The organism is Polyangium spumosum, assembly GCF_009649845.1.
Lineage (GTDB): Bacteria > Myxococcota_A > Polyangia > Polyangiales > Polyangiaceae > Polyangium > Polyangium spumosum.
The window spans coordinates 60,327-73,105 of the sequence record NZ_WJIE01000013.1 but is presented as its reverse complement, the minus strand read 5'-3'; the positions used below and the strand labels follow the sequence as shown (position 1 = coordinate 73,105).

Genomic DNA, 12,779 nt, shown 5'->3' with positions numbered 1-12,779 from the left:
CCTTCTAGCCCTTCTTCCGCGGCCGGGGGATGTTGTAGGCCGAGAGCTTCGAGACGAACGTACGTCGAGGCATTCCGAGCATCGCCGCGGCCGCGGTCTGGTTGCCCGCGCATTTCTCGAGCGCGTCGATCATGCGCTGCCGCTCGAGCGAGCCGAGCTCCTCGCGCAGGCTGCCCGACGAGGTCGGGTCGACGACGCTGCCGCGGAGCTGCGAGGTCTGATCGTCTGCGCCAAACGTGAACGCGGACAGCGGCGGCTCCGCGATGGGCGAGGTGAGAGGCACGGTGCCCGTGAGCGGCACGCTCCGCGGCGCAGAGGCCGCGCCCTGCACGCGCCCCTCCAGCACGAGATCCTCGGGCCGGATCACGCCTTCGCAGAGGACGACGGCGCGCTCGATGGCGTTGCGCAGCTCGCGCACGTTGCCCGGCCAGTCGTAGCTCGTCATCGCGGCGAGCGCCTCACGCGTGATCTCCGGCGGGCTACGCCCGATCGAGGACGCCGCGCGCGCCGCGAAGGTCTTCGCGAGCGGCTCGATCTCGGAGCGACGCTCGCGCAAGGGAGGGATCGAGAGCGCGATGCCGTTGAGCCGGAAGTAGAGGTCCTGACGGAAGGTGCCCTTCTGCACCTCGCTCGCGAGATCGCGGTTCGTCGCGGAGACGAAGCGCACGTCGATCGGCCTCGGCGCGAGGCCGCCGACGCGCATCACCTGCCGGTCCTCGAGCACGCGCAGGAGCTTGACCTGGATGCCGAGCGGCAGCTCTCCGACCTCGTCGAGGAAGACCGTGCCCTTCTCCGCGGTCTCGAAGAGGCCCGGCTTCGATCGCACCGCGTTGGTGAACGCGCCCTTCTCGTGGCCGAAGAGCTCGCTCTCGAGCAGCGACTCGCTGAGCGCCGCGCAGTTGAGCCGCAGAAACGGCCCCGTCGCGCGCGGCGACTTGCGGTGGATCGTCTCGGCGAGGACCTCCTTGCCCACGCCCGTCTCGCCGAGCAAGAGCACGCTGATCGGGCCCTCGGCGACGCGCTCGGCGAGCGCGTAGAGGCGCTTCATCGCCTCGTCGCGGATCACGTAGCTCGAGGGTGCTCCGTCGCCGCGCACCTCGGGCTCGTCGTCGTCGAGCTTGCGGACGACGAGGATCGTCGAGCCGAGGTTGATGGCATCGCCGACGCCGAACTCCACGATCTTGCCCGCCTCGACGCGCGTGTCGAGCAGGCGCACCGTGCCGCCTGCGCCCTTCTCGCGACGCACCGTCGTGCCGTTGGCGCTGCCGAGGTCCTCGATGCGCAAGGGTGGGCCGATGTGGATCATCGCGTGACGGCGCGAGACGGAGCCGTCGTCGATCCGGATGTCGCTCTCCTCGGCGCGGCCGAGGACCACCTTCCCCTCGGCGGGCAGCGGGTGACGGGTGACGCCGCCCGCGGCGAAGACTGCGAGCTCGAGGCGCGCCTTCACGTTCTCGTCGTTCCCTTCGTTCCGATGGAAAGCACCGCTCGCGGAACCGTAGGTCGAGCTTGCCCCGAAACGCAAGCCGCCATGCGCCTGCGTGTTCGCTTCACGCGACCCTCCTGGTGGGCGCGGGCCGTGCGTCCCCTCGCGGAAGCGCCGCCCCGCACAGCCAGCGTGATCTCGCTTTCCTTTCCAGGACGTCGCGCATCCCTGCACCCCGACCAGGACGGCGCCCGCCGCGCCGCGGGCACGAAAAACGTTGCCTTGTCAACAGCTTTTTCGAACGTGACGGCTATCACGCAACGGGCGCAACCGGGAGGACGTGGCGGGGTGGGGAGCTTTTGCCGCATCCCTGAGGAGACGAAACATCAAGGCAGGATCCTTCGGCGTTTGCCTGATGAGGCGAAGCATCACCCAGGGCAGCCGCGTCATCCCGTTTCCGCGCGAATCGGGATCCGCGCCGCTCCAATCGAGCAGGATCGGCGCGACAACCCGCTGACGGCCCCATTTTTCCGGCTTTTTTCTGCGTGGCACGGCGAATGCAATTGCTCCGGGCGAGGCGGTGACCATGAACAGCTTGAAGACCCTTTACGAGCCCCGCGTCCTTTCCCTTCGCTCCGAGGTCGAGAATGACCACGTCCTCGGCGAGATCCTCGCCGCCGACGCTTCCCCCGTCCTGGTCGAGTGTTTTCTGCTCGAATGGTTCGCCCGGACGCCCTACCTCGCGCAGCCGACGGCGCGCTGGTCGAGGCGCGCCGCCGAGCAATGCGACAAACTCGGGCTCGAGGCCATCGCCCGCTCGTTCCGCGAGCACGCGGCGCACGACGAGGCGCGCGCCTCGCTCGTCTTGCGCGACGCCCGGACGGTCGCCCAGGTCGTCTGCATTCGCTCGGGCGTCTCGATCGACGTCGCCATGCTCGTCGAGCGGCCGACGGTCGTCATGCGGGCCTATCGCGTGCTCAACGAGGAGGTCCTCGGCGCGGATCTGCCGCTCGGTTATGCGGCGATCCAGTACGAGATCGAGCGCGTCACGAGCGCCCTCTCCCTCGCGCTCCTGATCCAGGCGCAGCGGGTGCTCGGCGCGGACGTGGCCGAGCGGCTGCCGTGGCTGCGAAAACGCGCCCCGCTCGGGGTCGAGCGCGCCGCGCTCCACGCCGAGACGCTCGCGCAGATCCTCGAAGCGAGCCCCGAGGCCGCCGAGCCGCTCGCGGAGATCGGCGCGGGCGCGCTCGACATCTACCGGCATTTCCTGCGCGAATGCGTGCAGGCGGCCCGCGCGAGCGCCCGCGCGATCACGGGCGAGCGCTCGTCGTCGAATCCGCGGAGCTCGCGGCCCGAGCTCATGGCCTGAGATGGGCGGTTTTTACAGCGAGGTGCGCGAGACGCGCCGGAGCCGCTCGATCCCCTCCTCCACGTCCGACGGCGTGATCTCGCGGAAACGCAGCGGCGAGGGGCCCGACCTCTTGGGGTCGTAGACGAGCCCACGCGGGCGCACGTTCTCCTGGCGGAGGACGTCGGTCACGAAACGGACGCGCTCGTCTTGATCGGCTGGCGTGAGCACGTTTTCGTATTTCGCGAGGACCTCGGCGATGTGCTCCTCGATGCGTTGCTTGTCGAGCTCGGTCTCCGCGACGCCCGTGATGATGGGGATCAAGAGGCTCGCGCGCTCGAGCGGCAAATAGAGGCCACGCGCGGTCTTCGCCACGGTCTTGAACACGTCCTCGGCGCCCACGTACTGGCGCAGCGTGGGGAGGCAGCCGACGGCGTGGATGACGATGCCCATCTCGCGGGCGTTCTCGGCCTGCGCATACCAGTGGTGCCCGCAAGGGCACCCATTGGGGAATGCGTCGCCCGAGGGCTCCACGCCGTGCGGCGGCGCGTCGCCGACCCAGACGACGACACGCGCCGCGCGGGGCCGCCATTCGAGCCGAACGAGGTCGTAGAGCCCGTCCGTCACCGATTCGGGCCCGTCGCCGCCGCCCGAGGCCTGCATACGCTCGACGCCCTTCTGGATCGAGGCGATGTCCTCGGTGAGGGGCACGACGCGGCTCGCGAAGGAGCGATCCTGCGGAGGATGGTCGCGATAACTCACGAGGCCGAGGCGCAAGCTGCGGCAGAGCGGCGCGCTCCGCAGGGCCTCGATGATCCCAACGAGCCTCTGCTTTACCTGCTCGATGTATGCGCCCATGCTGCCCGTCTCGTCGACGAGGAACACGAGGTCGAGCTCGCCCACGCCCGCGCCTTGCACGCGGTCCAGCATCTCGGGGGTGTAGGCCTCGGAGTCGCTCGATTGCACGTGCGGCGGGCCTTGCCATCGGCTCTGCGGCGCGGGCGCCGGCAATGGGGGGGGCGGCGCCTCGGGCGGCGGCGGGGCAAACTTGAACGATTTGAGGGACGGGAACCCCGGCGGCGTGGGCGGCGGCGCGTCGTCGTCCTCGGTCGCCGCGAACGACTCCAAGGCCGGCGGCGGCGGCGCCTCCTCCTCGGCGCTTCCGCCGATCCCGAAGGCCTCCTTGACCTTCGAGAAGAACCCTCCGCCGCCGCCACGTTTGGCCGAGAGGGGCATTTCCGGGACGAACGCCGCCGCCATGGGGGGCGGCGGGCCAAACCCTGGCGGGGGCGGCGCGCCCGGAGCAGGCGCGGGTGGCGGGCCAAAACCAGGCGTGGGCGGCGGAGCGCCAAGCGCGGGCGGGGGTGGCGCGCCAAACGCAGGCGCGGGCGGCGGCGGGCCAAACCCCGGCGTGGGCGGCGGCGCTCCGGTCGAGGCGCGCAGCGCGGCGGCGGCCATGGACGGCGCATACCCTCGGACGACGCCGGCGCGCGTGCGCGCGAATGCATCCCCCTCGTCCTCCTCCACGTCCGCATGCCGGATGCCCAGGGGCGTGCCGAGCGCGCCCCCCTCCGCGGCCGGCTCCTCCTCGACCTCGGGCTCGGCCATCGCCGCCAATTGCACCTTCTTCGCCGGCCCCTCCACGCGTTTTTCGCTGTCCTCGGCCACGAGCGCCGTGTACGGGCTCAGCAATTTGTGCTTCAGCGCGAGCGCGAGCACCTCCATCCGCACCTCGGCCGCCTCCCCGGGCGCCTCGGCGAGCCGCGACAAACGCGCGTCGATCCGCAGCCGCGCCCAGAGCCTCTCGAGGCCCGGGATCTGCTCCGATCGCTCCGGCAGCTCCACGTCGACCTCCTGCCGGAACGGCTCGCCCGACGCGCGCGTGCCCGTGAGCACGAGGCGACTCTCGCCCGACCCGGCGAACCGGCCGAGGAGCTGCACCGTTTGTCCTCCGAAGAGCTCGGGCGCCGGGCTCGGATAGACGTCCACGGGCATGGCGTCATCCCAGGACAAACGCAGGTTCGTCAGGACCGGGCCGGCCTGGCGGACACGGCGCGCGAAGCGGGGCACGACGGTCTCGACGTCCTCGCCGGGCAAGAGCACGTCGCTCGCGCCTCCGCCCGCCCGCGCGAGCCGCTCCACGAGATACCGATTCACCGAGGGACCGATGCCGAGCACGTAGAGGCGCGTCTCCTTGCCGAGGATCTCCGGCGCGCGCCGGAAGAGCCGGCCCTCATTGCCGACGGCGCCGTCGGTCAAGAGCACGACGAGCCGCGTCCGCCCCTTCTCGGTGGGCAATTTCGCCGCGTGGACGAGCGCCTCCTCGAGCTCCGTGCCGCCACGCGCCGTCATGCCCCGCAGGAACCCGTCGATCTCCCCGATCCACCACTTCGAGATCGACTGGAACCCCACGCCCTGCCGGTCCGCGGCGATGCGATCGTGATCAAACGCGAAGACCTGCGCGCGATCGTCCGGCCCGAGGTGATCGAGGATCAAGCGCACCGCGCGCCGCGCCTGCGGCAAGCTCTGGCCGCGCATCGAGCAGGATCGATCGACGAGGAAGACGACGTCGCGCGGCAGGCCGACCTTGGCGAGCTCGCGTGTCGCGGCGACGACGACGCCACAATACTCGCATTTCCACGCCGGCCCGAGGCCCGGCCATTCCTTCACGACCGAAGGATCCCGGAGCGCGCCGCCGCAGTTGTTGCAGCGGAACGTCCGGTGATCCCCGGCCGGGCCGGCCTCCGCGAGCGAGAGATCCTCGAGCGGCGCGACGGGCGGCGTCACGACGAGCAAGAACGTGCCCATCTTGTCCGGCTGCCGCTCGAAATAAGCCCGAGGCCGCACGCCGCTGTCGTGCTGCACCCGATAAGCGAGCACGAAATCGCGGTTCGGCACGGTCTCGCTCTCGTGGAGCTTCACGCGGAACGCCCCGCCTTCGAGGGGCTCGGCGTCGATCCGGTGCGAGGGCGAGCGCGGCGGCTCGATCGGCGCGCCGGCGCGGATCTCCACGCAGACGCTCACGTCGGCCTTCCGCTCGCCCGTCGCGGCGCGCGGCGGTCGGATCTTCGTGGCGTCCGGCGCCTCGTCGGCGGTCCTCGCCTGGTAACGCTCGGTCGTGACCATCGGGAACACGAAGCGCCACTCGCCCTCGTCGAACGCGAGTTTTTCCTGGTACCCGAGCGTCACCTCGATCGTCTCGCCGTCCGGGATGTTCGCGACGCTCAGCGTGAACAGGTTCGGCCGATCCTGCTCGAGCAACGTCGCGCTGCGCCCCTCGCGCCGCGCGGCCTCGTAGGCGCGCTTCGCCTCCTCCTTCTCCTTGACGACGGCCTCGACCGTGCGCTCGCCGATCCGGAAGCGCATCGTGTGGACCGACGCCTCGTGCGGGAGCGGGAAGAGGTATTCGGCCTCGATGGGACCGCCCGTCGTGTTGCGGAAGCGCTGCTTCAGCGTGACGCTCGCGACGGGGCCGTTGATCTTGGCCTCGATGCTGGTGTGCTCGAGCGGCAGGGGCGCGCCGCTCGTCGTTCGCATCGTGCCCTGGGTGATTCGGTCGGTCGTGGTCTCGATCATGGCGGGCCTTCGCCGATGCTACATCACGCGAGCCGCAGGCGGAGCACGAAGCGCGTGCCGTTCTCCGCGTCGGAGAGGGCCTCGAGCGAGCCGCCGTGCGAGAGCGCGAGCTCGTGCGAGATGTAGAGCCCGAGGCCCAGCCCGCCGGGGGCATGGTCGCGCGCCGAGTCGCCACGCTTGAACGGGTCGAAGAGCGTCGCGAGCACCTCCTTCGGGATGGGCGCGCCTCCGTTCGTGACCTCGATCCTCGCCCATCCCTCGCTCGCCCGCGCGGTGACGCGGAGGGGCGGGCTGCCGTGGGTGAGCGCATTCGTGATGAGGTTCGAGAGGATCTGCGCGAGGCGGTCCGGATCTGCCAGCACGACGAGCGAATCGTCGAGCGCGAGCTCGATCGGCACACGCCTCGGGTGGGCCACGCACGCCTCCTCCACGACGTCACGCACGAGGGGCGCGAGCGCGAGCGGCCGGGCGTCGATCTTGATCCCGCCGCCGAGCCGCGCGCGCGTGATGTCGAGGAGCTGCTCGACGAGCCGGCTGGCGCGCTCGACGCTCGTCACGATACGCGTGAGCCCGGCCCTGCGCTCCTCGGGGAACGACGCGCTCCGCAGCATGAGCTGCGCGTTCGCCTTCGCCGCGAAGAGGGGGTTGCGCAGGTCGTGGCCGAGCACGCCGAGGAAGGTCTCGCGGATCTGCGCCTGCTCCGTCTCGGCCGCGAGCGCGGCGGCGGCCTTCGCTTGCTCGGCCTCGGCGATCAGCCGCGCGCGCGACGAGCGGACCACGAAGGCCGTGAGCAGCGCGCCGACGAAGACGATGACGATCGTGACCACGCGCGCGTCCGAGATGAGCTCGCACGGCGTCCGCACCTCGAGCGTCCATTCCCGCCCCGCGACGACCACACGCGCGACGGTCGGGTCCGTGTACCGGCCCGGCGCATCGAGCTCGAAGAGGCGCTGCGCGGGGTCGGGGACGGGGCCGTCGTCGATGGTGAGGGCCGGCGGCGCGTTCTGCTCGGCGAAGATGGTGTTGAAGAGATCGCCGGCGCGGAACGGGGCATACGCGAAGCCGCGCAGGCGCGCGCGGCGCTCCTCCACGGTGCGCGGAATCTCGTCGCCCGCGTACATCGGCACGTAGACGAGGAAACCCGGCTGCGCGTCGCCTTCGATCTCCTGCACGAGGCGCACGATCCCTGTCGCGGCCGGCCTGCCCTCGTCGCGCGCGCGGTCCATGGCGGCGCGCCTCGCCGGCTCGCTGTACATGTCGTAGCCGAGCGCGGCGAGGTTCCGGGCGTCGCTCGGCTCGAGGAACACGATGGCGTGCCGTTCCACCTCGTCGTGCTCGGGCCAGAGGTGGAAAGAGGTGACGCCGGCCGCGTGCGCCTCCTCGACGACGCGGCTCGCCTCGCTCGGCGTGAGCACGAGCGTCCAGCCTATGCCCTGAACGCCGGGATACTGGTCGAGCCGCAGGCGCGAAACGAAGCGCCGGAAGCCATCCCGATCGACGCCGGGGTCGTACGCGTAAAGCCCCGCGGTGCCGCGCAACAGCGCCACGTACATGTCCATGCGACGCTCGACCGAGGCGACGACCTCGGCGGTCGCCCGCTCGGTGCGATTGCGGGAGCGGAGCTCCATCACCACCGCGGCCGCCGCGGCCGCCGTGACCACGAGCGCGATCGAGACGAGGAGAGCGGACCACGGAATGCCGGGGAGACGAGGACGGGGGGTCTGTCCAGCATTCAATGCCGAGCGCGCCCGCTCCGGGTACACGAGCATCATGGTTTGTTCAAGGATGTGTCATAAAATTGAACATGCAATGAACATGCGTGGCGCAAAGAATGCGCACCGTGCGAGGCGCGCTCGCCAGGTTTCCGGGCGGGCGCCCGGATTTTCGCGATTTCGACGATTACGACGTGCGCCGCCCCGGATCGAGCGCGCAGAGCGAGGCGACGAGCGAGGAGAAACCAGGAGCGCGCTCGTCCGCCGGGCGCGCCGAGCGCGGGCCGTCCTCGGGCGAGAGGACACGCTCGGCCGCGGGCAATCGATAACCGGAAGCGAGCGCCACCGCGCGCAAGAGCTCCCCCGCGTCTTCGCGTCGCTCCTCGTCCCAGTCGGTCTCGACGATGTGCACGAGCAGCTCCGCCTGCAGCGGCACATCGCCCACTGCGAGCGCCTCCGCCAGCGCAGCCCAGCAAAAATCGGCCGACGACGCCTCCCCGAGCAGCGCGCAGAGCCGCGCCACCCGCGCGGCCAGCCGCACGTCTTCGAGCGTCCCGGGCCGCGCCCGCCATTTTCGTTCGAGCTGCCCGAGCACCACCTCGGCGAGCGCGCGCGCCTTTCCGGCGTCGCCGAAACACGCGAGCGCCTCGGCGCGGCGCAGCTCGAACACGAGCCGCTCGCCTTCGCCCGCCTCCACGGTGTAACGCGCCGCGAGCGCGAGCGCCTCGTCGGGGCGGCCGAGGTGGCACAGCGCGGAGAGCGCGGCCTCCTTGCGCGCCCACTCGAGCGCCGGGGGATCGGTCGCGCCGCGCCGCGACACGAGCGCGAGCGAGACGACGTCCTCGAGCCTGCGCGCCGCGAGCAGCGCCGAGAGCGCCTCCGTCGCCGAAGCGAGCGCGATCGCCCGCGCCGCGGCCGGCTCGAGCGCGAGCACGCTCTCCCATTGCGCGCGCGTCACGCGGAGCAGCCCCGCGCCGATCTCCGCGCCGAGGCCGAGCGAACGCACGCGGCCGAGGTGCAGGAGCGCCTCGTCGAGCCTGCCTGCCGCGCGCTCCGCGGCGCCCACCGAGGCGAGCGCGGAGACGGCGAACGCGAGCGCCTCGGCCGAGCGCTTCTGCCGGGCGATCGCCCCGAAGCACCGGACGGCCGCCTCCGCGATCCGGCGCGCGTCCTCGTGCCGGCCGAGGTGACCTGCGACGAGCGTCGCCTCCTCGAAGCACGCGGCGAGCGCGGGGAGGCGCTCCTCGCGGCTCCGCGCGAGCGCTCGGGCGAGCGCCTGCGTGATCGACGCCGACCATGCGGCGAGCTCCCATCGAACCGCGCGGCCGCGAATGCTCAAGAATTCATCGGCGACGAATCGATCGGAAGCGCCCGCGCGCGCGGCGGGCGAGCGCTGTGCAGCAAGGTTCATGCGAGCCTCGTGGGGAAAAAGCTTGGCGTCCGCGCCGCGCGCGGCGCGGGCAGCCGGCGCGTCCGGCCCGCCCTCGCCGCGCCCCTCTGCCGGCCGCGGTACGTCTGCTTTCTTTAATGGATCCCCAGGCTCATTTCAATGAACGAGCGCGTCGGCTCGGACGTTGTATGTCCGATGATGAACCGAGGCCGTGACGCTGCTAGCCTCGCGCACGATGGCCTCGAAAGACCTCTTCGCTCCGCTCACGTTCCGGAACGGCCGCACGGCGCGCAATCGCGTCGCGCTCGCCCCCATGACGAACCTCCAGAGCCACGCTGACGGCACCCTCTCCGACGACGAGCTCCGCTGGCTCGAGCTCCGGGCCGAGGGTGGCTTCGGCGTCGTCGCGACCTGCGCGTCGCACGTCCTGCTCGACGGTCAGGGCTGGGAGGGCGAGCTCGGCATCTACGACGACAAGCTCCTGCCGGGCCTCACGCGCCTCGCCACGTCGCTCCGCGAGCGCGGCACCGTCTCCATGGTCCAGATCTTCCACGGCGGCGCCCGCGCCGACGCCCGCCTCACCGGCGCGCGACCGTGGAGCGCGAGCGAGATGCCCGAGGATCCCTCGAACCCGCGCGCCGCGACGAGCGAGGACATCGAGCGCGTGATCGCCGCCTTCCGCGACGCCGCCGTCCGCGCGCACCACGCGGGCTTCGACGGCGTCGAGCTGCACGGCGCGCATGGCTACCTCCTCGGCCAGTTCCTCAGCGCGACCGGCAACAAGCGCGACGACGCCTACGGCGGCTCCTTCGAGAACCGCGCGCGCCTCCTGCGCGAGGCCACGCGCGCCGTCCGCGCCGCGGTGCCCGCCTCCTTCCTCGTCGGCGTGCGGATCTCGCCCGAGGACATGGCCCAGTCGAAGGGCCTCGACCTCGACGAGAACCTCACCCTCTCCGGATGGCTCGCCGACGACGGGATCGACTTCCTCCACGTCTCGCTCTGGGACAGTTTCGCGAACACGAAGAAGCGCCCGGACGAGCATCCCGTCCCGCTCTTCCGCCGCGCTCTCCCGGACGGGATCCCGCTCCTCGTCGCGGGCAAGATCTGGACACGCGCCGAGGCCGAGTCGCTCCTCGAGCGTGGCGCCGACGCCGTCGCGCTCGGCCGCTCCGCCATCTTGAACCCCGACTGGCCCCGCGCCGCGCGTGACGCGGCCTGGGAGCCGAAGCGCCCTCCGATGTCGCCCGAAGACCTGCGCGCGCGTGGCCTCAGCGACGGCTTCGTCCGTTACCTCGGCCGCTTCAAGGGCCTGGTGCAGCCGAACGAAACGCGCTGAAACGGAGCGCCGAACTGGTTCGGCGCTCCGCGAGGTCGCGCAGCGAGCTCGCCTCTCTCGGGAAAAAACGCTCGCGAGGGCGCGGGAGAAGAAGGGGTCCGGGAAGCCCGCGCCCCCGCGAGCGCCGTGACGCACGGCGGTCGACCAACGAACCGCCGTGCCCCATCCGCCTTCTAAACCAGCTCGGATGCTTTTGCAACTTTGTTGCATCGAGCCGCCGACTTGACGCCTCCCGCCTCTCTTTCCAAGATGCGCGGGCGATGCGAGCCCCGCGATCCTTCGAGGTCAAACGGTACGCGGCGATGGCCGCGATCGCGATCGGCTCGGGCCTCGGCATCACGTGGCTGCTCCTGCCGCCCGCGCCCGAGGCGCCCGTGAAGCGCCCCGCGCCCGAGCTCCGCGTCGCCGGCATGTCCGTGCCCATGCAGGGAGATCCGGTGGCGAACGCGCTCGACCTCGTGCGCAGGTACGCCTCCGGCGAGATCACGATCAAGCTGCCCGACGGCACCGGCCGCAAGATCCGCCGCGGCGCGCTCGGCGCCGAGATCGACCGCGTCCGCCTCGCGGGCTTCGTGCGCGAGGCCCTCCGCGAGGGCAGCCCCCTGCGCCGCGTCCACGACGAGAAGCGCCCCGGCGAGCCACTCGACGTGCCCTTGCCGCTCATCCTCGACGCCGAGGCCGCCGTCGACAAACTCCTCGCGCTGAAGAGCGAGCTCGACGCGGCCCCGACCGACGCCTACGTCGACCTCGCCCAGAAGAAGCTCGTCCCCGAGAAGGACGGCCACAGGCTCGACGTCTACGGCACGATCGCGCGCATCGACGCGGCCTTCCGCCAGGGCGCGGACGAGGTCCTTGCGGCGGTCGAGACCGTCCTGCCCAAGCGCCGCGCCGAGCAGATGGGCAACGTCGAGTTCAGCCACGTGCTCGGCTACTTCGAGACCCGCTACACGCTCGGCCAGAAGGCCAAGGACCGCACCTACAACCTCAGGCTCGCGGCCTCGAAGCTCGACGGCGCCGTGGTCATGCCGGGCGAGATCTTCGACTTCAACGACGTCGTCGGCCCGCGCGACGAGGCCCACGGCTACCGCGTCGCGACCGTCATCGCGCAGGGCGAGCTCGTCGACGGCCTCGGCGGCGGCACCTGCCAGATCTCGGGCACGCTGCACGGCGCCGCCTTCTTCGCTGGCCTCGACATCGTCGAGCGGTACCCGCACTCGCGGCCGAGCTACTACATCAAGCTCGGCCTCGACGCGACCGTCGTCTACCCGACGATCAACTTCCGCTTCCGCAACCCCTTCGACTTCCCGATCGTCCTGCACGAGACCGTTTCGAACGGCGTCGTGCGCGCCGAGATCCTCGGCCCCGAGCGCCGCCACACGGTCACCTACTTCCGTCGCATCGACGAGGTGATCCCGTTCGAGGAGGTCGAGCGCCAGACGCCCAAGCTCCCCGAAGGCGCGCGCGTGCTCGCGCAGCGCGGCATCCCTGGCTTCAGAACCACGAGCTCGCGTGTCGTGCGCGACGGCGCCCACGCGGTTCGTTACAAGTGGAGCGACCAGTACCCGCCCACGGCGCAGATCTTCAACGTCGGCACCGGCCCGAAGGAGGACGACGTCAAGCTGAAGGACGACGATCACCCCGAGTACGTCGTGGACGAGTACCTCGTGGTCACGCAGGGCCCCGACATCCGCACGCCGGGCACGACCGAGCCCGAGCCTGGCGGCGGCACCATCGAGAGCCGCGAGCCCGGCCGCACGGGCGAGCGTGGCTACTACGAGAAGCTCGGCCTCTCGCACTACCGCAGCAAGGACACGGCCGAGGGCGCGCAAGAGGGCGAGGCCTCCGCGACGCGGCCGGCCTCGGCGGAGAAGGACGGCGACAAGAAGGCCGACGACGACAAGGGCAAGAAGAAGAAGCGCAAGAAGAAGAAGAAGAAGCCCGCGGCCGAGAGCGGGACCTGACAACCACCTTGCGAAGGGCTACCCTCCGCG

At 71.3% G+C, this 12,779-nt stretch carries 8 protein-coding genes; 3 read left to right on the top strand and 5 right to left on the bottom strand.

Features of this window, described 5'->3' with window-relative positions:
* Nucleotides 1–4: 4 nt before the first annotated feature.
* Together GF068_RS33100 and GF068_RS33095 are read right to left on the bottom strand one after the other, a co-directional pair.
* A complete protein-coding gene (locus GF068_RS33100) occupies nucleotides 5–1,450 on the bottom strand; it encodes a sigma 54-interacting transcriptional regulator (protein WP_338046669.1) in 1,446 nt (481 codons plus the stop codon).
* A gap of 261 nt (nucleotides 1,451–1,711) precedes the next feature.
* Nucleotides 1,712–2,014, bottom strand: a complete 303-nt coding sequence (locus tag GF068_RS33095) for a hypothetical protein (RefSeq protein WP_153823526.1) — start codon at nucleotides 2,012–2,014, stop codon at nucleotides 1,712–1,714.
* Between GF068_RS33095 and GF068_RS33090 the strand changes: the two genes are divergently transcribed.
* On the top strand, nucleotides 2,013–2,795 hold the full coding sequence (locus GF068_RS33090; RefSeq protein WP_153823525.1) for a hypothetical protein: 783 nt from the start codon (nucleotides 2,013–2,015) through the stop codon (nucleotides 2,793–2,795). The two genes, GF068_RS33095 and GF068_RS33090, sit on opposite strands and share 2 nt — an antisense overlap.
* Nucleotides 2,796–2,807: 12 nt before the next feature.
* Here the strand turns inward: GF068_RS33090 and GF068_RS33085 are convergent, their stop codons facing one another.
* The 3 genes from GF068_RS33085 to GF068_RS33075 form a co-directional block, all read right to left on the bottom strand.
* Nucleotides 2,808–6,350: a VIT domain-containing protein gene (locus GF068_RS33085; RefSeq protein WP_153823524.1), complete on the bottom strand. Its 3,543-nt coding sequence runs from the start codon at nucleotides 6,348–6,350 to the stop codon at nucleotides 2,808–2,810.
* Between the two features lie 23 nt (nucleotides 6,351–6,373).
* Nucleotides 6,374–8,122, bottom strand: a complete 1,749-nt coding sequence (locus GF068_RS33080) for a CHASE domain-containing protein (protein WP_153823523.1) — start codon at nucleotides 8,120–8,122, stop codon at nucleotides 6,374–6,376.
* 127 nt (nucleotides 8,123–8,249) lie between these two features.
* Nucleotides 8,250–9,473 (bottom strand): hypothetical protein, encoded by a 1,224-nt coding sequence (locus tag GF068_RS33075; protein ID WP_153823522.1) that lies wholly within the window; start codon nucleotides 9,471–9,473, stop codon nucleotides 8,250–8,252.
* A 214-nt stretch (nucleotides 9,474–9,687) separates the two neighbouring features.
* On the opposite strand from GF068_RS33075, the gene GF068_RS33070 reads away from it, so the two are divergent.
* A complete protein-coding gene (locus GF068_RS33070; RefSeq protein WP_153823521.1) occupies nucleotides 9,688–10,788 on the top strand; it encodes an oxidoreductase in 1,101 nt (366 codons plus the stop codon).
* A 260-nt stretch (nucleotides 10,789–11,048) separates the two neighbouring features.
* Nucleotides 11,049–12,749 carry a VanW family protein gene (locus GF068_RS33065; RefSeq protein WP_153823520.1) on the top strand — a complete coding sequence of 567 codons (1,701 nt, stop codon included), beginning with the start codon at nucleotides 11,049–11,051 and terminating at the stop codon, nucleotides 12,747–12,749.
* Nucleotides 12,750–12,779: the final 30 nt, after the last annotated feature.